At 36.1% G+C, this 24,534-nt stretch carries 22 protein-coding genes and 1 riboswitch; of the genes, 5 read left to right on the top strand and 17 right to left on the bottom strand.

Annotated features, from left to right (window positions below; genetic code table 11):
* Positions 1-37: 37 nt before the first annotated feature.
* The 4 genes from MHH95_RS04055 to MHH95_RS04070 form a co-directional block, all read right to left on the bottom strand.
* The gene (locus tag MHH95_RS04055; protein WP_340726516.1) at positions 38-1,249 is read right to left on the bottom strand and encodes an ABC transporter substrate-binding protein; all 1,212 of its coding nucleotides are present in this window, start codon (positions 1,247-1,249) and stop codon (positions 38-40) included.
* Between the two features lie 220 nt (positions 1,250-1,469).
* Positions 1,470-2,075, bottom strand: coding sequence for a class I SAM-dependent methyltransferase (locus MHH95_RS04060; protein WP_340726517.1), 606 nt, complete (start codon positions 2,073-2,075; stop codon positions 1,470-1,472).
* A gap of 44 nt (positions 2,076-2,119) precedes the next feature.
* On the bottom strand, positions 2,120-2,596 hold the full coding sequence (locus MHH95_RS04065; protein ID WP_340726518.1) for a methylated-DNA--[protein]-cysteine S-methyltransferase: 477 nt from the start codon (positions 2,594-2,596) through the stop codon (positions 2,120-2,122).
* A gap of 98 nt (positions 2,597-2,694) precedes the next feature.
* Positions 2,695-4,200: a malate:quinone oxidoreductase gene (locus MHH95_RS04070; RefSeq protein WP_340727301.1), complete on the bottom strand. Its 1,506-nt coding sequence runs from the start codon at positions 4,198-4,200 to the stop codon at positions 2,695-2,697.
* A gap of 486 nt (positions 4,201-4,686) precedes the next feature.
* On the opposite strand from MHH95_RS04070, the gene MHH95_RS04075 reads away from it, so the two are divergent.
* Positions 4,687-5,535 carry a DegV family protein gene (locus tag MHH95_RS04075; protein ID WP_339214559.1) on the top strand — a complete coding sequence of 283 codons (849 nt, stop codon included), beginning with the start codon at positions 4,687-4,689 and terminating at the stop codon, positions 5,533-5,535.
* A gap of 52 nt (positions 5,536-5,587) precedes the next feature.
* On the opposite strand, the gene MHH95_RS04080 is transcribed toward MHH95_RS04075, so the two are convergent.
* Positions 5,588-5,836: a hypothetical protein gene (locus MHH95_RS04080; protein ID WP_191701101.1), complete on the bottom strand. Its 249-nt coding sequence runs from the start codon at positions 5,834-5,836 to the stop codon at positions 5,588-5,590.
* Between the two features lie 102 nt (positions 5,837-5,938).
* On the opposite strand from MHH95_RS04080, the gene MHH95_RS04085 reads away from it, so the two are divergent.
* The gene (locus MHH95_RS04085) at positions 5,939-6,682 is read left to right on the top strand and encodes a DUF2268 domain-containing protein (protein ID WP_340726519.1); all 744 of its coding nucleotides are present in this window, start codon (positions 5,939-5,941) and stop codon (positions 6,680-6,682) included.
* A gap of 29 nt (positions 6,683-6,711) precedes the next feature.
* On the opposite strand, the gene MHH95_RS04090 is transcribed toward MHH95_RS04085, so the two are convergent.
* The 8 genes from MHH95_RS04090 to MHH95_RS04125 form a co-directional block, all read right to left on the bottom strand.
* Positions 6,712-7,353 (bottom strand): peptidylprolyl isomerase, encoded by a 642-nt coding sequence (locus tag MHH95_RS04090; protein ID WP_340726520.1) that lies wholly within the window; start codon positions 7,351-7,353, stop codon positions 6,712-6,714.
* 148 nt (positions 7,354-7,501) lie between these two features.
* Complete coding sequence (locus MHH95_RS04095; RefSeq protein ID WP_340726521.1) at positions 7,502-8,641, bottom strand: zinc-dependent alcohol dehydrogenase; 1,140 nt, start codon at positions 8,639-8,641, stop codon at positions 7,502-7,504.
* A 136-nt stretch (positions 8,642-8,777) separates the two neighbouring features.
* Positions 8,778-9,317, bottom strand: coding sequence for an isoprenylcysteine carboxyl methyltransferase family protein (locus MHH95_RS04100; protein WP_445682999.1), 540 nt, complete (start codon positions 9,315-9,317; stop codon positions 8,778-8,780).
* Between the two features lies 1 nt (position 9,318).
* A complete protein-coding gene (locus tag MHH95_RS04105) occupies positions 9,319-10,401 on the bottom strand; it encodes a type III polyketide synthase (RefSeq protein ID WP_340727302.1) in 1,083 nt (360 codons plus the stop codon).
* 182 nt (positions 10,402-10,583) lie between these two features.
* Complete coding sequence (locus tag MHH95_RS04110) at positions 10,584-10,919, bottom strand: CotD family spore coat protein (protein ID WP_340726523.1); 336 nt, start codon at positions 10,917-10,919, stop codon at positions 10,584-10,586.
* A gap of 131 nt (positions 10,920-11,050) precedes the next feature.
* Positions 11,051-11,788 (bottom strand): HAD-IIB family hydrolase, encoded by a 738-nt coding sequence (locus MHH95_RS04115; protein WP_340726524.1) that lies wholly within the window; start codon positions 11,786-11,788, stop codon positions 11,051-11,053.
* Positions 11,754-12,965, bottom strand: coding sequence for a glycosyltransferase (locus MHH95_RS04120; RefSeq protein ID WP_340726525.1), 1,212 nt, complete (start codon positions 12,963-12,965; stop codon positions 11,754-11,756). The genes MHH95_RS04115 and MHH95_RS04120 overlap by 35 nt, the downstream gene beginning before the upstream one ends.
* A gap of 488 nt (positions 12,966-13,453) precedes the next feature.
* The gene (locus MHH95_RS04125) at positions 13,454-13,876 is read right to left on the bottom strand and encodes an organic hydroperoxide resistance protein (RefSeq protein WP_340726526.1); all 423 of its coding nucleotides are present in this window, start codon (positions 13,874-13,876) and stop codon (positions 13,454-13,456) included.
* A gap of 190 nt (positions 13,877-14,066) precedes the next feature.
* Between MHH95_RS04125 and MHH95_RS04130 the strand changes: the two genes are divergently transcribed.
* Positions 14,067-14,639 (top strand): hypothetical protein, encoded by a 573-nt coding sequence (locus MHH95_RS04130; RefSeq protein ID WP_340726527.1) that lies wholly within the window; start codon positions 14,067-14,069, stop codon positions 14,637-14,639.
* Between the two features lie 36 nt (positions 14,640-14,675).
* Here MHH95_RS04130 and queE read toward each other — a convergent pair whose 3' ends face one another.
* Both queE and queD read right to left on the bottom strand, forming a co-directional pair.
* Complete coding sequence (gene queE, locus MHH95_RS04135) at positions 14,676-15,404, bottom strand: 7-carboxy-7-deazaguanine synthase QueE (protein ID WP_340727303.1); 729 nt, start codon at positions 15,402-15,404, stop codon at positions 14,676-14,678.
* Positions 15,397-15,870, bottom strand: a complete 474-nt coding sequence (gene queD, locus MHH95_RS04140; RefSeq protein ID WP_340726528.1) for a 6-carboxytetrahydropterin synthase QueD — start codon at positions 15,868-15,870, stop codon at positions 15,397-15,399. Before queD ends, queE begins: the two co-directional genes overlap by 8 nt.
* 125 nt (positions 15,871-15,995) lie before the next feature.
* A riboswitch (PreQ1 riboswitch) is annotated at positions 15,996-16,042 on the bottom strand.
* Positions 16,043-16,247: 205 nt separating this feature from the next.
* Here queD and MHH95_RS04145 point away from each other — a divergent pair.
* A complete protein-coding gene (locus tag MHH95_RS04145; RefSeq protein ID WP_340726529.1) occupies positions 16,248-17,840 on the top strand; it encodes a M2 family metallopeptidase in 1,593 nt (530 codons plus the stop codon).
* 378 nt (positions 17,841-18,218) lie between these two features.
* Complete coding sequence (locus tag MHH95_RS04150) at positions 18,219-21,977, top strand: S8 family serine peptidase (protein WP_340726530.1); 3,759 nt, start codon at positions 18,219-18,221, stop codon at positions 21,975-21,977.
* 62 nt (positions 21,978-22,039) lie between these two features.
* On the opposite strand, the gene MHH95_RS04155 is transcribed toward MHH95_RS04150, so the two are convergent.
* A complete protein-coding gene (locus MHH95_RS04155; protein WP_340726531.1) occupies positions 22,040-23,314 on the bottom strand; it encodes an OFA family MFS transporter in 1,275 nt (424 codons plus the stop codon).
* A 322-nt stretch (positions 23,315-23,636) separates the two neighbouring features.
* Positions 23,637-24,380, bottom strand: a complete 744-nt coding sequence (locus tag MHH95_RS04160) for a DUF4230 domain-containing protein (protein ID WP_340726532.1) — start codon at positions 24,378-24,380, stop codon at positions 23,637-23,639.
* Positions 24,381-24,534: the final 154 nt, after the last annotated feature.

Raw genomic sequence — 24,534 nt, forward strand, 5'->3', positions numbered from 1 at the left:
AGGGAGGCAAGTTCCGCCCCCCCTTACTTGAAAAAAATTAAGGATTAACTTTAGAGTTGAACTGTTGTTTACCGTCTACGAATTCTAGAACTGTAGCTGATTTTACTGGGTTGTGGTTTTCGTCAACTGTGAAAGTACCTGTTACTAAACTTAAATCTTTCGTTGATGCTAGCTGTTTTTGAACTGCTTCACTCGTAACATCTCCATCTACACGTTTAATAGCATCTACGATAAAGTAAATTGAATCATAACCTAAAGCGTGGAATGCATTAGGCGCCTGACTATATTTATCATTGAAAGCTTTAACGAAATCCTGAATTTTTGCATCTGGATCTTCAGATGAATAGTGATTTGTAATGAAAGTATTATTTAAAGCATCCTCTCCGGCTAATTCGATTAATTTAGGAGAGTCCCAACCGTCAGCGCCCATTAATGGAGCGGTAATACCTGCTTCACGTGCTTGCTTTACGATTATTCCAACCTCTTCGTAATATCCAGGAATGAAGATGAAGTCAGGATTTTTCCCTTTAATGTTCGTTAATTGAGATTTAAAGTCTACATCTTTTGCAACATATGCCTCTTCAGTAACAACTGTACCGCCGTTTGCTGTAATAGTTTCTTTGAATGATGCAGCTAAACCTTTCGCATAATCAGATGCATTATCCGCAAAAATTGCTACATTTTTAGCACCTAATTCATTTGTCGCAAAGTTTGCTGCTACTGTACCTTGGAATGGATCGATGAAACATGTACGGAATGCATATTCGTTTACTGTTCCGTCATCATTCACTGTTACATTCGGAGCTGTACCTGACCCAGTAACCATTGGAACTTTATGGTTATTTGCAATTTGCACAGTTGCAACAGAGTTACCAGAAGTTGCAGGCGCTAACATTGCCACTACTTTTTCCTGCTCCGCTAGCTTAATCGCTGCAGATGTTGCCTCAGCTGTTTCTGATTTATTGTCGATAGGAATATATTCAATTTGCTTACCATCAATACCACCTGATGCATTGATTTCATCAATTGCTAATTTTGCTCCATCATTAATAGATGACCCGTAAGAACCAACCGCACCGGATAATTCTAAGTTTGCACCAATTTTTATAGTTTCCCCTGCTGTATTGCCACTTCCACTTGAACTAGAAGAACCGGAATCATCAGTTCCACATCCTGCTAAAAGTCCAGTTAATAGTGCTGTTGCCATGAATAATGACCCGTACTTTTTTGTTTTGTTGTGCTTTGCCATTATTATTTCCCCCTTAGTAAACTTGAAATATTTGATATTTCAGATAATTATACTCAATCTTCCAAGTTCCTACAATCTAATTTTTAAATATTCAGAATAGATGTCATTGCAATAAAATTCTCATTTATTCCAACTTCTGTATTGTATACGATACTAAATTATTAGTCTAGTGTGATTTTTCTGTAAATTTTGTATATTTAAAGACCATAAAAAAACGTCATTATTCGTTCATAATACGAAAAACGACGATTCGTTCATTTTCATTTTTTTCATGTCGGAGTTTTATATTTAAATAACATTCCAGCATTTTTTCTTCTAGTAAAAAATGCATGTATTCAGGGGAAGGGTAATATAAAATTATATCAATAGTTCGTGGATGTAAATTGAATGACTTAAAAAGGATATTGATAAATTCGCGAAAAACATGAATGGAAAATGGATTGAAAAAGAAAAAAACATTATCCTGCTTTTTGATTTCATATGTTTCTGCAATGATGTTCAAAAATTGAATAGGTGCTTTCTTCTTTTTGATTTTTTTCAAGTATTGCTCGGCATTATGTTCGGCTTCTGCAAAAAATTTTTGATCCATTTCAATCCCTATGACCGGAATGCGGAAACGATTGTATATATAAATCGGGACACGGCCTTTCCCGCATCCAATATCGAGGAATCGAGCATTCGATGGCATTTCATATGTTTCAAATAATTGTTCTAGCCCACTATATGGGGTCGGTTCATAGCGATGATATTTTGCTAACTTTGGAAACCCATACTGAAAGCCTGCCGTTTGAATATTTAATAACTTATCATATTGTTGCTCGTTCATTAATTCACCTCATATCTTACTACTTATTATACCCATATATTTTATCACGATAAAATATATTGATGTTTTAACTCATGATTCAGCAACCATTCTTTACGCCATAAACCTCCTGCATATCCTGTCAGCTTACCATTTGCTCCTATAATTCTATGGCAAGGGACGATAATACATATCCTATTTCTGCTATTAGTCATACCGACAGCACGTACCGCTTTAACATTTTCTATTTGCTGAGCAATTTCTTTATATGAAGCAGTTTGACCGTATTGTATGTTTTTTAATGCTTCCCATACGGAAATTTGAAAAGCTGTACCTTCAAGTTTATAAAATACAGAGAACTCTAGACGTTGCCCGCTAAAATATTCATCTAACTCTTTATAGCAATCTAGTAATAGCGCAGGTGTGTCAATCTTTTGTAAAAACTGAATTTCTCTTTCCACAAATAATACCGATGAAATAAATTGTTCTGTTCCGATTATCTCAATAACCCCTATCGGTGAAGCATAATCCAACTTATGCATAGTGTTTCTCCCCTTCCCTTATCTTTGTACTATAGCGCATTTACGAGAATGAAAAAAGAACCTTTAATCTGATTGATTAAAGGTTCTCTCATTATTAATTATGCTTTTTGTAAACCTAATGCTTTAGTTGTTGTTTCATGTACTTCTTTAAGAAGTGCTGTATTTTCAACAAGGTTTTCCCCGTAAGAAGGGATCATCTCTTTAATCTTAGGCTCCCAAGTTTTTAATTCTTCTGGGAAACATTGTTTGATTACTTTTAACATTACAGATACCGCTGTAGAAGCACCTGGAGATGCACCTAGTAAAGCTGCAATTGATCCGTCGTGTGCAGTTACTACTTCCGTACCAAATTGTAATGTACCTTTACCAGCGTCTGTGTCTTTAATAACTTGAACACGTTGACCTGCAACACTGATTTCCCAGTCTTCTGACTTAGCAGTAGGAATGAATTGACGTAATTCCTCCATACGTGCTTCTTTTGAAAGAACTAACTGAGAAACTAAATACTTGCTCAACGACATTTCTTTCACACCACAAGCAAGTAATGTAAATAAGTTATGCGGTTTAATTGAAGCAAATAAGTCCATATTTGAACCTGTTTTTAAGAACTTCGGAGAGAAGCCAGCAAACGGTCCGAATAATAATGACTTTTGACCATCGATATAACGAGTATCTAAGTGAGGTACTGACATCGGTGGTGCACCTACTGCTGCTTTACCGTATACTTTTGCATGGTGTTGATTAATAATTTCTTCGTTTTTACAAACTAAGAATAAACCTGAAATTGGGAACCCACCGATATGTTTTGATTCAGGAATGCCAGACTTTTGCAGTAACTCCAAGCTACCGCCTCCAGCTCCTAAGAACACAAATTTCGACGTATGGTATTCTACTTTACCGTTTTCCTTGTTATGGACTTTTACTTCCCAAGAACCGTCTTTTAAACGTTTAACGTCAGTAACATTATGATTGTAGTTTACGTCTACATCCTGTTTTTGTAAGTTTGCGATTAAAGTACGAGTTAACGCACCAAAGTTCACATCCGTACCAGAGTCAATTTTAGTTGCAGCAATTGGCTCATTTGATTTACGTTCATTCATAATTAATGGAATCCACTGTTTTAATGTTTCAGGATCATCAGAGAACTCCATACCTTCGAATAATGGGTTAGCTGTCATTGCTGCATGACGCTTTTTAAGGTACTCAACATTGCTAGCACCTTGTACCATACTCATATGTGGTAATGGCATAATGAAATTTTCAGGTTTTTCGATTTGCTTTGTGTTAACTAAATGAGACCAAAATTGTAGTGAATCTTGGAATTGCGTGTTAACGTTAATAGCTTTTGTAATATCGATTGTTCCGTCTTTTTTCTCGCTTGTGTAGTTAAGCTCACATAAAGCTGCATGCCCAGTTCCGGCATTGTTTAATTCGTGAGAGCTCTCCTCACCTGCTTTTGCTAAATTCTCAAATACTTTGATTTTCCAATCTGGTGCTAATTCTTTAAGCATTGTACCTAAAGTTGCACTCATAATTCCGGCACCAATTAAGATAACGTCTGATTTTATATGCTTGTTACTCATTTTTACCTTCCCTTTATATATATTAAGATTTTTAGAATAATGTAAGCGCTCTAATTTACTATCGACAATCTAAAAAAGGAGGCGGGTCCATTCATTCTAGATCTGTTATTACCTTATTGTAGTGTAACACAATTGCGAAAAGATTAAAATATATACAGATTGCTGTAAGTACGCATATGAAAAGGTTGACATTTGCGAGAAAAGTTTTAACATTTTTAAGCAATTTACGTATTAGAGGAATATAAATTATTTTTATTTTCTAACAATTACAGAGTATTTTTTTCAATATTTTTAAGTTATATTTATTAAGAATGTTCTTTTCCTTCTATTATATACTCGCGAAGCTTGGATAAATTATTAGAATATTTTGTAAGAATGTTAATCATCATTCTTTGCATATAATAGAGAAATAGGATAAATATTATGAGCAAGACATGACAAATATAAATAGTTCAATACAGAAATTCAAGTTAAAATTAAATTTGAATGAGATTAGGGGGATGTTTTATGAAAATTTTTGCAGATAGTGGATCGGACTTATCTAAATCATTTTTTGATAAGGAAGATGTTCATCTTTTCCCACTACGTGTATTAGTAAGAGGCGTTGAGTACGATGATATTATTGGCATTTCGACAGACCAAGTATACGCTGCCATTAGTGAAGGTGAACAACCAAAAACATCACAAGTTTCATTGGAAGTTTTTTTAAACACATTTGAACAATTAGCAAAATCAGGAGAGGAAGGTATCTATTTAGCCTTCTCATCAGAGTTGTCAGGTACATGCCAAACAGCTATACTCGCAAAAAACCAAGTACTAGAAAATTATCCTAACTTGAAATTAGCTATTATTGATACAAAGTGTGCTTCCTTCGGCTTAGGTTTAGTTGTGAAAGAGGCAGTTCGTTTAAATAAATTGGGTATCGGATTTGAAGAAGCCGTAGATCAACTAACAGCTATGGCAAATTCAATGGAGCATTTGTTTACTGTTGGGGATTTAAATTATTTGGCAAAAGGTGGGCGTGTTTCGAAATCAAGTGCTTTTATGGGTGGGTTACTAAACATCAAACCGATTCTAAATATGGAAGATGGTAAGCTAATCCCGCTTGAAAAAACACGTGGTTTTAAAAAAGCTACACAACGAATGATTGCACTGATGAAAGATCGCGGTGGCGATTTTACAAATAAAGTCGTTGGTATTTCACATAGTAATGATGAAGAATTAATGCACGAAGTAAAGGCTGCCATTCAAGATGCCCTACAACCTAAGGCAATTGAAACGACAACAATCGGGGCTGTCATTGGGGCACATGTTGGGCGTGGCACTATCGCCATTTTCTTCACAAATAACAAATAAAATCCTCAAAGAAAGCTGTCTGGAAGTTAATCCAAGACAGCTTTTTTTCATTCTATATGAAGAATAGTCCTGCTAATGCGATTCCAGTAATTGCTCCTAATGCAATACCATAGCCAAAGCCGGCACCAGGCCCAAAGCCCCAAAAGCCTATACCATACCCATTATTATCAGGCATAATCCATACTTGTCGATTGTCGACCTTTGTAATCCGGCCAACATGAGTATTTCCGCAATTATCGGATATTCTCACCCGCTTACCTTGATATTGACAGCATAAATTATATGCATCTTGTGGATTCATCAGTGTACCTCCCTTCCATACTTTTTTCTACTATATGTTCAGGCTTTAAGCACATACGAGCCTATCGTCTAAGTCATACACTAAAAGAAAAAGGAGGACATCATGCCAATTCTCGATACAAAAATGTTATTTGAAAAAAACGATCAACGCGAACAACTTGCCTATCACTCTGTACAGTCCATTTTTCCTCAGCAACCACCCGAGGCTGTTCAATTTGAGTTGTTACAACAAGGTCTTCTTCAAAATGGCGAATTGCCCTTAACATTAGATGTTTGGCACATCGCTGAGAGATTACTTGAACAACTTATGCTTGCATGGGATGGACCGGATGTACCCATTGCTATTTTGCCCATTAAAAATGGCTTTGTAAAAAATGGCGTCGCCTACCCATTCGGTATTTGTTTATTTATTTCATCAAGGATTACGATAAAGGAGCTACATGCCTTACTTGCGCATGAATATCACCACATTTGTAGGCGACGCTTCATTTCAGAACCTCCTACATTACTTGATTCTGTAATTATGGAAGGGTTGGCGGAGCATGCAGTTGAAAGCTTATTTGGGGAGTACGCTATAAGTTCATGGACGAAGCGTTATTCTATGGAAGAAGCCATTAGCTATTGGAATTCCCATTTTGCTCCTGCCCTGCATATACGGGGATTACATGAACATAGAGCTTATTTGTTTGGAGATATGGCTTTAAACCTACCGCCTTGGATTGGCTACTGTATAGGTTATCGAATTGTAGAAGCCTTTCAAGAAAACGAGGGATTTCATGATATCAATCAACTATTAATATTACCTTCTGAATACTTAATTGCTGCCGCTAAATTTCAAAAGAAGTGACCGACTAAAATTAACCGGTCACTTCTTTCCTATTTTTGTATAACTGGCTCTGGATAATCAAAGCCTTTCGTATCTACTTCTACAGTTTTCATTATTTGATCTTCTTTAGGTTTATCGCTACCATCCCGCTCAACTGCAACGATTTTATCGACAACTTCCATTCCTTCAATGACTTTACCAAAAGATGCATAATCGCCATCTAAATGAGATGCCGCCTCAACCATAATAAAGAACTGAGAACCTGCTGAATCCGGCTGTTGTGTACGAGCCATTGATAAAACACCACGCTCATGTGTCAGTGTATTTTCAAATCCATTTGATGAAAACTCCCCTTTAATTGAATAGTCGGGGCCTCCCATACCTGTTCCGTCTGGGTCTCCACCTTGTACCATAAATCCTGGAATAACCCGATGAAAAATAAGTCCATCATAAAATCCTTCTTCTACAAGAGAAATAAAGTTAGCCACAGTATTTGGTGCAGTTTTCGGCTCTAATTCAATAACAATTTTTTCATCATTTTCCATCGTAATTGTCACGATTGGATTTTCTGTTATAGCAGCTGTGTAGTCTTCCGCGCTTCCTTGCTCGGTATTATCTGTGGTTTCAGTACCACATGCAGCTAACCCTAGCATTAAAATGGCCATAAAAAACATCCAATAAAATTTCTTCATTAACTTACTCACTCCTTTTCCAATATACTTCCATCATACTATGGAATTATGAAAAAGAGCATCAACTCGTATATAGTTTTTATATAAAAATCACCTAATCATTGCTATATCAACAATTAGGTGATTCATCAATTAGAGCGCGCTTTATTTAAGGTTTTAATATAAACTTAATGCTTTGATCTTCGTGATCGTGGAACTTTTGATAGGCTTCACTAGCTTCAGATAATGGCACTTTATGCGTAATAATCTCTGTTGGATCAATCTTTCCTTCAGCAACCATTTCATACAGCATAGGACTATAATGAATTGCAGGTGCTTGGCCCATCTTCACCGTTACATTGCGCTCAAATATATTGCCTAATGGGAACATGTTGTACTTTGAACCATATACACCTGTCAGCTGAATTGTACCAAACTTTCTAACAGCTTTTATCCCTACATCAATCGCACTCAATGTTCCGCCTTGCAATTTCAGTTTTTGCTGTGCCTTCTCTACTAGCGACATTTTACCATCCATTCCTACACAGTCAATTACTACATCTGCTCCTCCATGTGTAATTTCATGAAGGTGATTTCCAACATCATCAAAATCATCAAAGTTAAATATTTCAACATTATTTGTTTTTTTCGCATGGTCTAGACGATATGAAAGAGGATCTACTACTAATACACGTTTCGCACCTTTCATCCACGCAAATTTTTGTACCATTAATCCAATCGGTCCTGAACCTAATACAATAACTGTATCGCCCTTTTTCACTCCTGCATGCTCTACACTCCAATAGGCAGTCGGCAATACATCCGATATAAACAGTAATGCCTCATCTTCTAGTTCACAGTTGTCTGGTACTTTAAATGGTATGAAGTTTCCGTACGGTACACGGAGGTATTCCGCCTGTCCACCTGGGAAATTGCCGTAGCGCTCTGTATAGCCAAAATAGGCACCCGAATCAATAGCTGGATTTTCATTGGCATTGTCACATTGGCTTTCCAACTGATTTTGGCAGTAGAAGCATTCACCGCATGCAACATTAAAAGGGATAACAACCCGGTCTCCTTTTTTTACTTTCGTCACATCAGGTCCGACTTCTTCCACGATTCCCATCGGTTCATGTCCAATAACAAAATCTTCTCTCGTTGGGATTGCCCCACGATAAATATGGAGATCTGATCCGCATATTGCCGTAGAGGTAATACGTACAATAATGTCATCTGGCTTTTCAATTTTTGCATCAGGAACTTCTTTTACTTCTACTTTTTTGGCACCTTGGTACGTTACTGCTTTCAAAAAGACCCCTCCTGTTGGATAAAGTATTAGATTTGAACTTCAATAAAGTCAATCTGTAAGTTATTTACCCTGATGTTAAAAAATTAGACATAAAATTAAAAATGCACTAATTCTGTGAAGAATTAGTGCTTGATTGTTACCGGTTTTTTAAATTTTGGTTTAATGGTGAAGCATAGTCTGTTACTTCTTTTAAAGCTTTTTCCTCTAAAGGAATACGGATGGAGAGAATTATTAAATTTAAAATAGTAAAACAGATTGCTGTAAAATATGCTTGGAACATGAGAGGAATTACAGCTATTTCCAAACAGACAACTAAGTAATTTGGATGTCTAATATATGAATAGGGACCTTTAACAACAACATTTGCTCCAGGTAAGATTATAATTTTTGTGTTCCAAAATGGACCTAGAGACGCTAAACACCATACTCTTAGTAATTGTAGTAACAAAAAGATGAATAATAAAATATACTGTGGTGTAAGTTGTCCCGTAAAGTAGATTACTTCTACTATAAGGCTTACAAAGAAACTCACGTGGAGTAAAATCATGAATGGATAATGGGAAGCACCAACCTCATATGCCCCCTTCGCCAACATGGATTTTTCATTTCTTTTTGCTATAAGCAGTTCTACTAATCTTTGTATAATAATAAAAGCTAGTACTAAATAAAAAAACAGTTTACTCCCTCCATTCTAATAAAACTACTTCTCCACTAAAGCCAGGACCTAGAGCTACTAAGAGACCCAGTGTGTTTTGCTTATTTTTCTTTAGCATATATTCCTCTAACACATAAAGTACCGTTGGTGATGACATGTTTCCATTTGCCTGTAATATTTCACGTGAAACATTTGTATGCGCTGATGTGAGCTGAAGCGCTTCTTCATATGCTTGCAAAACTTTTTTCCCACCAGGATGTGCAACAAAATTAACAATTTGTTCAGGTAATACATCATGATTATTTAAAAACTCATGAATAAACGGACCTAGCCATTTTGAAATAATAACGGGTATGTTTTTGGAAAATACTACATGTAACCCACTATTTTTAACATCCCAACCCATTACATCTTCAGAATCCGGCATCCATTTGGAACCTCGTCCAATAATATGAGGGACTGATATATCCTGTCCAAACTCTACATTATCCCCACCTACGAGAGCACAAGCAGCACCATCTGCAAATAACGATGCTCCTACTAAATTACTTTTTGAATAGTCTTCCTTTTGGAATGTGAGACTGCATAGTTCCACACAAACTACGAGCACTTTTGCATCTGGATAAGCTTTGCAGTAATCAAACGCTCTACTAATCCCAGATGCTCCACCAGCACAACCTAATCCCCATATTGGGATTCTAACAAGCTGATTTGAAAAAGGGAGGATATTCATTACTCGTGCCTCTATACTTGGCGTAGAAATGCCTGTACTACTAATAAAGAATATGGCATCGATATCTTCAGTAGAGATATCCTCTTTTAAAAACGATCGATTTGTTAAACATTTCTTAATTACTTCCACACTATATTCTGTAGCTAACTGAATATAAAGCTCATTACGTTCTTCAAAAGTATGTTCTTCTCGATACCAATCTGGTGGAACACAGAAATTACGTGTCTTTATTTCACCATTTTCAAAAACCTTTAATAATCGATCTAGTCTTGAAATCTTATGTTGAAAAAGCTCTTTCGTTAGTTGCTCAATATTAGATTGAGCTAACGTGAATGGCGGTTTATATGAACTAACTGAAGCGATTTTTGGAATAATAATTTCTCCTTATATGAGTTATTTTCTTTCAATGTATTTATAAATTTAAAAAAATATACAGAATATGGTGGAATTTATAAAACTGAAAATAATAGCACTATCCCTTCGGACGGTGCTATTATATGTTTTATAATAAGCATCAAATGTTTATACGACATTCACTCTTGAAGTAAATATTATTACCAACCTCTGCGTTTTGAACAACCGCAGCCACCCGGTCTAAATGGCGTTCCACACATTGTATGTGTTTCATAGCATTCATGTCTTACGGATTCTGTATGTGGGAAATAATGTTGATTATTAATGTATTGTTGGTTAACCGTTGTTAAATGAGATGGATGAACATGTGGTACCACCATATTCGTTACATTTCTTTGAACATATTGTCTTGTAGGTGACATTTGTGGTGATCCAAATTGTGTTGGCGCTGTTTGGACCGGTAATTCTTGCCCATAATTTTGAAACGCTTGAACTCTTTCCTCATCAAATGATTCAAACCAGTTTCTATTAACCAATTATATCCTCCTTCCATAATGTTGATGTTTCTTTACTAACGTATGAAAGGATTCCATTGGTACCTATTTAATTGCCTATAGTTCAAAAGAATTTTTTAATGGGAGATACTTAAATGCTTGTCGTCTAATGTTTAATCTACAGATAATGGACCGTAAATTTTAGTCCATACTTCCTTAACGCCAGCTGCTGCATGTTCAGTAGCAAAATGGATATGCTGTGATTCTGGTAGCTTTAAAATAGCCTCGCAAGCATTTCCCACTGCAATGGCTGGATAGCCGAGTTTGAATAAGCTGAGGTCATTTTCAGAATCACCAGCCACAACAACCTTTCCTTTATATTGACACTTATTAAGTATATATGTGAGGGCAGACCCTTTATTAATATTAGCAGGTAGTATATCTACATCTTTGTCACTGCTAAATACAATATCCACTGCCAAATTAAGCTGTTGGACGGATTTTTTAAGTATTTGAACTTGCTTACTCTCTGCAAAATAAGCAAGACGCCAATGTGTATTTATAGGCTGTTGTGCAATTCCAATAGAAGTGGCTATTGTTTTAACCTGTTCAAAGTCATTTTGCTTAATATTGCGGGCCCACTCCTCATCAAGTTCATATGTTGGTCCAACATAAATAGAAGCCCCAACATCACACACTAAAATATCTGGCTTTGGCAGTTGTTCGCGCTCAATTAAATCAATCGCCGACTGTTTATATCTTCCTGTAATATATATAAGAGATGTATTTTCTAGTGCTAACGTTTCCCACAGCTCTTTGTGGGGCACCTTTTCACTAACAATTGTATTATCTAAATCTGTAGCTAAAATATGAGGTTTAAGGTAAGGATACGTAGGCATTTTTACGTTCATACAGCTCCTTCACTTTACGGGAAATAAGAGTCCAGTTAAATTCTCTTTTTGCATATTCCTTAGCATCTCGACGCATTTTTAATATCTGTTGAGAATTCTTTAAGAAATAGACCATGCTTTCACTTAACTTTTGCATATTGGCTTTTGGAATATGGAATCCTGTTACGCCTGATTTAACAACGTCTTTTAATCCACCCACATGTGTCGCAATTACCGGACAGCCACATGCCTGAGCTTCTGCTGCTACCATACCAAAAGATTCATAATGAGACGGCATAATCGTAACTAATGCACCTGCATAAAGACTTTTTAACTGTTTCTCGGTTTTTGGGCCGAGGAATAGTACGCGGTCTTCCATCCCTTTTATTGCTTCTTTTAGCTTTTCGCTTTTTGGACTAAAATTCTTTAAATCAACCGATTCTGGACAGCCCCCTGCAATAAGTAGCTTCACATTATCTGGTACATCGTTCTTTTTTAACATATGTCGGAATGCATTTAAAAGATCAAAAATTCCTTTTGATGTTTCAAGTCGCCCCGCATAAAAATAATATGGAAATGTAAATTGTTTCGTATCTTCTGATGCCGCTAAATAAACCGGTGATACTCCCACCGGCACAACAGATACTTCGCTTACATGTTTTGTGAAGACTTCAATTTGTTTTTTCTCGTTTGGAGTTGTAGCGAGGACAACATCGGCTTTTTGCATAATTATCTTTTCAAAATGCTTGCGCTTTTGATCAATAAATCCTGTACCTTGCTCTTTTGCAATTGCAAGTGAATGATTTGTGTGGCACCAGTAGAAAGAATATTCTTTTTGAAGATAATATGCGAGTACACCGGATAACCAGTAATGAGTATGAACAACGTCATAGCTGCTTAGATCTAATGTCTCTTTCATTTCTTCATAAATACTAGGCAGAATAGCAAACATCTGCTGCTTATCAACAAAGCCTTTTTGACCTCCAGCAAATCTGTAGACTTTACTACGCTCTCCCAGCTGTTCAACAGCCGGCTTTTGTTCATTGCTCCAATGGGTAACAATATCTACACTGTACCCAAGTTCATCAAGCTGCAATGCTAAATGTTTCACATAATTATTCTGTCCGCCTGCCTGTTTACTTCCAAGCGGAATTAAAGGATCGCCATGATCAGAAATAAATAGTATTTTTTGCTTCAAATGAATCGCATCCTTTCGTTCTTAAGCAGCAAATCTGAGCTGTAATACTTTACTGCCGTCTTGCTGTTATTCAATGAAATGACGGTTACTTCCATAAGAATACTGTTTTTAGCTAGGCTGATTTTCAATTCTTTAAGCTTCGCTTGATTCCTACTTTTGTACAAAAGTATCCTAACTCTATCTAGCAAGTACTCTAATAGAATATGGTTTTATGTTTAATCAACTTTTCCACACCTAAAAAAGCGCCCCTCTATTTATTAGGAACATTTGTCAGAAATTTAGAGTCGCTTATTCTATTCCCTAAATCACTTATCATTAAACTAAATATTCACATAAAAGTACTAAAAGCGTATTTATTATCTTAAAATCCTTTTAAGTAATAGGTTAAGAAGAACAATTATTTAAAGAATATTTTTTAAGAAGTGTAAAAGAATTTTAGAATTAAAAAAAGCTATTCTGAGCATTGCACCTACAGAATAGCTAGCTATTTAAATAACTTCCAGCGTTACCTCGATATTCTTTCTAGTGGCTTTTGAATAAGGACATACTTCATGTGCTTTATACACAAGCTCTTCTAATTTTTCACGCTCAATACCTGTCCCTTTAACTTGTAAAACAACGCCAAGTTTAAAACCTTGATCCTGTTCGTCCTTTAACAGACTAACATTAGCTGTCACTTCAGAGGTAAACTTGATACGGGCTTTACTTGCTGTTGATTGGAGAGCACTATCAAAACAAGCGGCATACCCAGCTGCAAATAATTGTTCCGGATTTGTTGCATTTTCAATCTTCTTTGCGCGTGGCGTACCTGGCATTGCTGTATCGAAATGGATTACTCCATCTTCAGATTGTACTTTCCCTTCCCTACCCCCAGATGCTGTTGCAGTAGAAGTAAATAATTTTTCAGTCATTACACTTCAACACCTCTCCATTTTGATTACAACGTATCTCTACCCTCTTTTTCTTTTTTTATGCATTTATTATTTCTTTTATTTATGGATTGTTGAATCAGGAGTGATGAAAGAGAGCGCTTGCTTATGTTTTGGATAATTAGTGAGGGGTAACAACATATAAGTATTTATGGGGAGGGTATAGAATATTATGTTCGGAATATCTGACCTTATCTCACTTATCATTTCTGCATTTATTATATTGCCTGTTGTTGTATTTCTTCGGGAAATGGGCTATATAATTGTAAGTTGGCTTTTTGGTGTAAAAGAACCAAGATTAACAATCGGATCTGGACCAAGATTTATGAAACTTGGGATGTTTGATATTCGTAAAAACTATCATATTTATAGTTGGTTTTCGTATGATGAGTTGAAATATGAAAGCAAGTTTTCCTATATTTGTATTTATTCAGGCCCTATTCTAATTAATCTCTTCTTAGGTCTTACAATCAACTTTTTAATTGCCAATGGCTGGGCAGAAGAATACAAAACATTTTGGGATCGTTTTGTTTTTTATGCCTTTTATTATGTACTGTTTGATATAGTCCCAATGGTTACGTTTAACGGCAAGCCTAATAACGGTATGATTATTTATCAAATGATTAGGTATGGGAAACGTATCGATTCGAGTAACGAACCCTTTCTTCCAGCAACTTCAGATGTAGAGAAAGAATATCAAGAGTATATGAAGAAATATGAGGAAAGTAAAAAACAAGAAAAATAGCAAAAGAAGAGCCGGTATGACCGAGCTCTTCTCTTGCTAAACACCTCTTTTATTTCCCCAGATAAGGGTATGCAGCTGGGGTAATACCTTCACATTTTTTAATTCTGTATCCATCATTACTTTATCGATTAACTGTTCGTATTTTTCCAATAAATGCTCAACCAATCCTGATGTATTATTAGATGTAATATCATCATTTCCAACTTGAAGATAAAAAGGAGTATTCGGAAATTGAAGGTGTACTTGTTTAGCATAGGCATAATCTTCTTCATTAAAGACCACAATTTTAAGAGAGATACTCTGATTGCTGTTTTTATCTCTAAGCTTTTCCAAAATATAAGAAAGCATAGAAAAGTCGGTCACCATGTTGGAACTAGGGGGCTTAGGTGAAATTGTTAATTCATCTACTTCATACAACCAATCTTGCCACTTACTTCCCTGTGTCTCAACGCCAATCTTTATGTTATTCTCTTTTAAAACTTTAACAAGCGATTCCAAATTACGCAGAAGTGCAGGATTTCCTCCTGAAATTGTGACAAATGAAAAGCCGTTTCCCCCAAGGTGTTTTAACTCTGACCAAATCTCTTCTGCTGTCATTTGAACAATAAGGTGTTTGCCACTGCCGTCCCATGTAAAAGATGAGTCACACCAAGAACAAGAATAATCACAGCCAGCTGTGCGTACAAACATAGTCTTCTGACCAACCACCATTCCTTCTCCTTGTATCGTCGGACCAAAAATCTCTAAAACCGGGACTTTACTCAATTTCCATCCACTCCCTTCTTGCTTCAGCATAGCTTGTTGGAGTTTCATATAGCTTAATAAATTCTACTCGTGCCCCTTGAAATCGATGTTCATCAAGCAAGGCTTCATTCAACTTTTCAAAAATCCAGACGACAATATTTTCTGCAGTCGTATTCATCGGTGGCAAAGTCTCATTTAAATAGTGATGATCTAAATAAATCTCTATTTTTTGTTTCCAAATCTCCTTGATGTCACCAAAATCAATTACAATTCCTCGTTCATCGGTATAACCACTCAATCCTAAGACTGCACGATACGTATGACCGTGTAAGTTTTTACATTTGCCCTCATAGTTGTGTAAATGATGAGCTGCATCAAACGTAAATTCTTTGCTAATGAGAACACGTTTTGAATGATATTTTAATTGATTACTCTGGATATCTTCATCAATTTTTTGTAGCTTTTCAACAATTCTAAAATTAGTCATGTATTAAAAACTCCTCCCTGAAAATCTTCCCGACACATTTCAAGAGAGGCACTATGATTCATTCTATTAAAACATATGTAAAAACAGAAAAAGCCACGTCCTTTATGGACATGGCAAGTTGTCATGTTTCCATAGTTTTTTATAGAGGGTATAAGCTATGAACCTCTCCCGTTCAATTCCGGGCATTCTTTTATAAGGACATTCTATATAAAGTATTAGGAAATTTCAAATTTATTATTCCATAAAAAACATTAAATTGTATTTTCAAACAATACTTTCCAATAATTTATTCAATTTTTAAAGGTGTTAGCATATCTTTACCGAATTATTAATATTGTAAAAATTGCAGGATACTTTATTGAGGAAGGTAGCGATTTATGGAGACATTACAAACTTTTCTAAATGATTTCAATAATCAAATGCAAGTATTGCACAATGCTGCGACTGAAGCAGCATGGATGGCTCAAACAACCGGAGACCCTATGTGGGCAGATAAATTGAGTGAAGCTGACACACAATACAATCTTTTATTCTCTTCAAAAGATACCTATGAGAAAACAAAGCAATTTTTAGCAATGGAAAATATTACGGAGACTGAAAAACGTCAGCTTCAACTTTTATTATATGGAATGGAAGCCAACCAACTTCCCGAAGAAGTAATTGCTGATATATCAAAAAGAAGTTCTGAATTAAATTTATTATTTAACACTTACTCCCCTGAGGTGGATGGGAAAACGTATTCTGCGAACGAAATTCGGGAAATATTAATGTATAGCGATGACCAGGAATTACGCAAAAAAGTATGGTTTGCTAGTAAAGAAGTTGGAAAAGTTGTGGAAAAAGGGTTGCTTGAGCTCGTAAAAAAACGCAATGAAGCTGCGCAAATGCTCGGTTATGAGAATCATCATCACATGAGCTTTGCTCTTCAAGAACTTGACCGCGATGAGGTATTTGCTATTTTTAACGACCTCATTCTTCAATCAGATGAAGCTTACCGCTCGATGAAAAGAGAGCTTGATGAACAATTGTCAGTTAAATTTGGTATTACGCCAGAGGATATACGGCCATGGCATTATATTGACCCCTTTTTCCAAGAAGCACCTCCATCTGAGTTAACAAACACAGACTCTTTCTATAATGGGAAAGATATTTTAGAACTTACTACCGATACGTTCAAATCAATGGGTATCGAAATTAACGACTTATATGCAAAAAGCGATTTATTCCCTGGTGATAATAAAAATCCAACTGCTTTTTGTATAGATATGAACCGTGAAGGCGACATTCGTGTCCTTTGTAGCATAGTGGCGGATACGTATTGGATGGAAACAAACCTTCATGAATTCGGCCATGCAGCTTATTATAAGTATATAGACTCTAACCTCCCATTCCTATTACGCTCTGAAAGTCATATTTTAACAACAGAGTCGATTGCGATGCTATTCGGGAAAATGGGAAAAGATCCCCGCTGGTTAAAACGATTCCTACAAGTAGATGAAGAAACTGTAAATGCGCTCTCTCCTGAACTAGAAAAGTTTCTGCAGTTACAAATGCTAATCGCCGTAAGATGGATTGTGACCTTTGTTCTTTTTGAAAGAGAACTATATGAAAATCCTGATCAGAATTTAAACGCTTTATGGTGGAAAATTGTCCATAAAATTCAGCTTGTCACACCCCCGGATTCAACAGATAATCCAGATTGGGCAGCAAAGATTCACTTTTCACTTGCACCAGTTTATTACCACAACTATCTTCTAGGGGAATTAATGGCTGCACAGCTACTTCGTCATATCGAAACAGAGGTATCTCCGGAATTTTTCACAAAAGAAACGGGGGAAGTTCTTATCAATCAATTTTTTAAACCAGCCGCACTCTATAACTGGAATGATAAAATACGTAATATAACGGGGGAAAGTTTAAACCCCTCTCACTTTGTAGAGATTTATTGTAAAACACAAATAAAAAGTTAATAAGTGAAAAAGGGTAGTTGGGACTATATGGTCTAAACTATCCTTTTTCTATTTCTAATGAAATAATTTGAAGTTTTAAAGTATAAAGCGAACCTTATTATTATTTTAAAAAAATAATTTAATCGTTCTTTATGATTTTTCTAAACTTATTCTCTACTTTACTTAGGTGAAGATATTCTTATTTAATGCAAAAAGTTCTACTTTTTCATTAATTTCATAGGTAGATAGATTTAACATATTTTTGAATATCTGATACTAATTATCAATATTTTAGAATATTTAAAAATTTCGATATTCGAATTGGTTTACCTGTGATAAATTGGAAATGTCATACTAAACTGAAAAGTATGAAAATTAAAGGTGAAGGGGAAATGAGATTTGAGTAAGTTTAAGTTTACGAAGTTCTTTAGTAGTGTTCTAGCCTTCGTTATGGTGCTTTCTTTATTGTTGCCATTCTCGAGTGTGAATGCTGAAGAACTAAAATCATTCAAGCAGAATAATCAAAGTGAAAGCACGATTCAACTAAAGGCGGCTATTGCTGAACAGCTAAGCTTGTCTAAAGATGGTCCAACTCTTCACGAAAGCTTACAAAATGTATCGGGCAATCAGGATATTGCAGTTATTGTTCATTTATCTGAAAAGCCTGTTGCACTAGAGCAAGGGATGAGCCAAGTTAAAGGCAAAAAATTCTCCAATGCTAGAGCAAATGAAGTTCGTTCAAATGTAAAAGCCCAGCAAGCAAAAGTAAAAAAAGAGTTAGCTGTCAAAAACGTACAGATGACTCAAGGGTATACGTTTGATACGGTTTTAAACGGTTTCGCAGCAACTATTAAAGCAAATGATCTTCCGAAACTGCTTTCAGTAGACGGAATCACACTGATTGAGCCTGATGCGACGGTTTATGCATCAGAAGATCAAAACATGAAATCATCGGAGCTTATTAAGGAAGAAACATTAGAAGCTTATATGAATACAAGTAATTCCTTCCTTGGCATCGAACAGCTATGGAACGAAGGTATTGAAGGACAAGGAGTTAAAGTAGCAGTACTAGATACGGGTATTGATGCAGATCACCCGGAATTTGCCGGAATTTATAAAGGTGGTAAAAACTTTATTCCTCACTCTTCAACTTACAATAAACCTCGTGCAGATGACGATGCGTCGGAAACTTTACCTTCAGAGCGCCCAGCTGGGACACCTGAATTTAATGCAAACGGTAGCTCATTCTATACTTCTCACGGTACACATGTTGCTGGGACAATCGCAGCAATCGGAGCTAACGAATTTGGCATCAAAGGAATTGCTCCAAAAATAGACCTTTATGCTTATCGAGTTCTTGGAGCATATGGTAGTGGTGCTACATCAGGTATTGTAAAAGCTATCGAAACGGCCGTTTTAGAAGAAATGGATATTATCAATCTTTCACTTGGTGGCGGAGCTAACTCTGAAACCGATGCTGGTTCATTCGCGATTAACAACGCAATGATAGCGGGAACAATCGGAGTCATTGCAACAGGTAACTCTGGTCCAAATCGTGGGACAATGGGAACACCAGCAACTGCTCGTTTAGGGATTGCTGTTGGTAACACAACAAATCCAGAAAAAATGTATAACGGAGAAGTTAATATCACAGTTGGTGATTACAACTTAACAAAACAGCTTCCATTAATGGGAACAACTTTTGGCAAAGATTTAGCAACACAGCTTCAAGGTGAATTCGACCTAGTTGCGATTCCAGGAAACGGAGAAGTAAAAGATTTTGAAGGAATTGATGTAGAAGGTAAAGTAGCCTTAATTTCTCGAGGCAATATTGCATTCGTTGATAAAATTGCAAATGCAAAGGCCAATGGTGCCGTTGCAACAATTATTCATAACTTTGCCGGTGGATCGAATGCACCAGACATTTCAGGAACTTTCCTTGGGGATTCATTTGAGTTCCTTCCAACATTTGATATGTCCGTAACGGATGGTGCTGCAATCCGCGCTGCATTAGCTGGCGGAATTGGAAAAGTAAGCTTTGGAAAATTTGCTTCCACAACGACAGCTGGAGATGATGTAAACTCTTCAAGTTCCCGTGGGCCATCTACTCCAAACTTTGACATTAAACCAGATGTAACGGCGCCTGGAACAAATATTATGTCAACAATTCCTATGTACAAAGCAGACTTCCCTGATGCAGATTATACGGAAGCTTATGCTCGTAAAACAGGAACTTCTATGGCAACACCGCACATTGCAGGTATTGCTGCATTAGTGAAGCAAGCAAATCCGAATTGGAGCGCTTTTGATGTAAAAGTAGCACTTTCCAATACAGCAAAAGTATTAGATAAAGCAAAATATGATGTGTTTTCTCAAGGTGCGGGGCGTGTAAATGCTTATGCAGCGGCTCATCCAGAAATTCTTGCATATGCACTTGATGAAGCTATTTTAGATGGTACAGGTGCTGTTGTTGAAAATCTGAAAGGTACTGTTACTTTCGGTCCTCAATCACTAAAAGATGGCAATATTTCTGTAACGAAACAAGTTTTAGTAAAAGATATTAAAGGTAATGGCGGTAATTATAATGTTTCCGTTGATGTAACGAAAACTTTCGGTGATGCAACGATTACAGTAGATCAGCCGACATTTAATTTAGCTGGTGAGCAGCTTTTAAATATTACCTTAACTGCTTCTCAAGCTGTGGCACCAAATGGCTCTGAAATCTTAGGTTTTATCCACATTAACGGTGGCGCTACAGAAGCTTCATTGCCATTCGCGGCTGACTTCGGTAGTGCAGCAACAACAGAAATTAAAGATTTTAAAATTACGGAAACAGACTTATCATTTAACGGTGATGGTGTGAAAGACTCAGCGGTACTTTCATTCACATTAACTGGAGATGTAACAACGAACTATATTGAGCTTTGGGATATTATGAATCCGGAAGGCGGAGAATATGGAGATGGGTATATTGGTTATCTTCATTCAGGTACTTCACTTGGAAAAGGTTCATATACACTGAATGTTGGCGGTCAGTATAAGCCATGGGGCAGTGCACCTGCAACAACGATTCCAGATGGTCTATATACAATTGATTTCACAGGTCTTGCCGCTACAGGAGTAGTTTCGGATTATGTTGGACCAATTGTCGTGAAAACAACTAAACCGGAAATTACAGGTACAGTAGCTGAAGGTATCGTTACAGGACAAGTAACAGATAAGTATATTGACTATAATGAAGAGTTATATTTATACGGTTTAGATTACAATTTAAATGATAAATTAAAAGCTTCATATGTTGCGACTGTAAATAGTGAAGTACAAGCTCCGGTTGCTTTCAACTTAAATCAAGACGGTAGCTTCACATTCCCGGTAACAGCAGAAACGAACGCTGTAACAGTGGTAATTAATGATGCTGCGGGAAATGTTGGCGAAGCGATTATCTTTGAAAATGAAATCGTTGAACCGGTAAAAACACTTTCTGTTAACCCTACTGAACTAAGCTTAACAGCTGGCGAAACGGCACAGCTTGCAGTAACAGAAACATCAACACCTGCTGAAGGTGATGCAACAGAAGAAGATGTAACCTCAAAAGCTACTTATGTTATTGCAGATGAAAATGTAGCAACAGTAGTCGATGGATTAGTAACTGCAGTAGGAGAAGGTACAACAACAATTACTGTTGCATACGGTGAAAACGAAGTAACTGTAAATGTTACAGTTACAGCACCTGTTGTAGAGGTACCAGTCGTAACACTGGAAATCAACCAAACTAACGTTGAGACGAGCATCGGTAAAGAAGTAAACGTTACGATTACTGAAGTAACTACTTTAAACGGTGCAACAACAGAAAAAGATGTTACAAAGCTAGCGAATTACAAAGTTCAAAATGACAAGATTGCTACTGTAAAAGCCGGTACTGTAAAAGGTAAAGGCCAAGGTACTACATCTGTTACAGTAACTTATGGTGAACATACACTGACGTTCGATGTTACTGTTGTTAAGCCTGGTAATGGCAATGGCAATGGCAACGGTAACGGCAACGGTAACGGCAACGGCAACGGTAACGGTAACGGCAATGGTAACGGCAATGGTAACGGCAATGGTAACGGCAATGGTCCTAAGCACAATAATGAAGTTACCGAGTCTGAGCTATAATTAAATTTTAGTTAAACAAAAAGAGAAATTGCACAGTGCAATTTCTCTTTTTACTTTTATATTTATCTTAAACCTACTACTATTTCTTCTTTCTTATTAAACTCATCATTTTCCAAGTTTACTTTTTCAGGCTTCACAACGAAAATACTAATTAAAGTCGCAAGCGTGAACAAAGCCATAATTACATATAATACCATGTCATAGGATTGTGTCTTTTCCAGAATAAATGCACTTAACTGGTTCCCTGACAATCCTGCAAATGCCCAAGCTGATAAAGCTAAGCCATGCACAGTTGAAATACTGTCTAAACCAAAGCGGTCGGATAACAGTGGTGGTAAAGAAGAGAACCCACCGCCGTAACCTGCATTTACGATACAAAGTAAAGCAATAATAAGAATTGCCATAGAATTATTAATGCCATCAAACACAACCGTACATAAAATTATGACAATGGAAGAAATGAATATAATTTTATATATGGAGTTACGATCTTTTAAACGATCCCCCCATGCAGAAAATGCAATTCGCCCACCTGCATTAAAAATAGCTGTTAATGAACTAACTAAACCAATTGCTCCAAATCCAATGAATGCTAATATCCCTTTTTCTTGTGAAATTAATGCTAAGCCACATGTAATATTAATATAGAACATCAACCAAATACCGATAAACGTTTTATTCGTTAATACTTTTTTATAGCTAAAGCTTTGCATTTGTATACTTTCCTCTTCGAATCCTGATGGTTTCTTTAAAATTAAGTGTCCAATAACCATCATTACTAAATAGATTCCAGCCAAAACGTAAAACATTGTATAGATATTGGTTGGATTCACTAAAATTCCTTCATTGTTTCTTTCACCAAGTAACTTTTCCATTAACGGACTAGCAATGACTTTTGCTAAACCAAAGCCGGCAACAGCAAGACCCGTTGCTAAACCTTTTTGCTCTTTAAACCAAAGCATCAGTGTTTTTACTGGTGTTAAATACCCAATTCCAAGCCCAATTCCCATAATCACTCCATAAGAAATATAAATACCTAGTAACGACTTTTGATAAATAAAGAAACCTGTTGCTGCCATCCCCACAACAAAAAATATTGCCGCAAGCAATGACGACTTATGAATATCTTTTTCAACAAATTTTCCACCAAAGGCCGCAGACATTCCCAGAACAAAAATGGCTATACTAAATGCCCATTCCACTTCACCGACAGAATTTCCAATGTAAGAGGCAATATCTGCCTTAAACAATGACCAACAGTAAACAGTACCGATGCTACAGTGAATCAACAAAGCTGGAATTACAGCACGAATCCACTTATTTTCAAACTTTCCCACAATAAAACTCCTTCGTTATCCTATTAACCTTAAAATACGAACATTATAATTAAAATTATAGTTTATGTTCGTAATTTATTAATAAATATTGTTATTGATATTTATTTTTAGGTTTTATATTGTTTATTTACGAAAATTAATAAAATGATTATATAACATCTTTACACATAAATGAATAGTAATTGTTATATTAAAATATTTTTTTGAGAAAAGTTAGAAAAGTTAGGCTAAATGCATTATTATATTCCAAAATAAAAAACAGTCTAATGATATTCATTAGACTGTTAGAAAAACTGGTTATTTCGATTTTAAGATTACCATTTTATTTAAACGTTACTTTCACCGTATAGCCTAGGTTGCTAAAGAAACCTTTGAGAACTTTCTCCGCACTTTTTTCTGCTGATTGTAATAAGCCTATTTCAATAGCCTTATCTTTAATATCTTTCTGCGCTATTGCTGCCAAGTCAAATCCTTCATTCCATTTCACTTCCCCACGGAATATTCCTTCGTCAGAGAAAGTTTTAACATGATCCATTTGGATTGCTGGATCATGTATAAGTGTTGCCTTTGGCAGAATAATTTCTAACTCTTTTTTATCATCATTCACCTTTATATCGTCTGAAGTGATACCTTTAAGATCTACTCCTGCGATAACTGTAGCAGGAACTATTAATAACAGCTCCCTCTTTGTACCTGGCAAATTAACTGCAATATTATTTCCGAACAGCTTATTGTCTTCTTCCTCAATAGTTACAGTTACATGGGCTTCAGCTGTTGCAAGCGTGGCTAATTCCTGGACTTGTTCTACAAATACTGTACTTTCGCTTTTAAATGTACTTCCAAAGTATAACCAAGCACCTCCAGATACGAGGCCGATGAGAAACAATACAATTAAAATAAATTTTAATCCCCAAAATTTAAATAGCACCTTCAATAATGCTCCTGAAATATTGGTACTTCTCCTACTTTGTCCAACAACGGCAGTAGCTGCACTTTCTTCTTCGCCCTCTTTTAGTTCCTTCAATATCCGCTCAATTTGTGTTAAGGCTTCGTCTTTTTTACTCATATCATTCCCCCCTCCCTATGATGTTTAATAGACTTCTATTTTTAAAGTAGGGGAAATTATAAAATTTGGCAAGTTATACTATATAAACCATCGAAATTTTAGAAGAAACATTTCTTACATTTCATTAAAACAAACTACTGTTTTCAAGTTTATA

The organism is Solibacillus sp. FSL K6-4121 (genome assembly GCF_038002585.1).
Lineage (GTDB): Bacteria > Bacillota > Bacilli > Bacillales_A > Planococcaceae > Solibacillus > Solibacillus faecavium.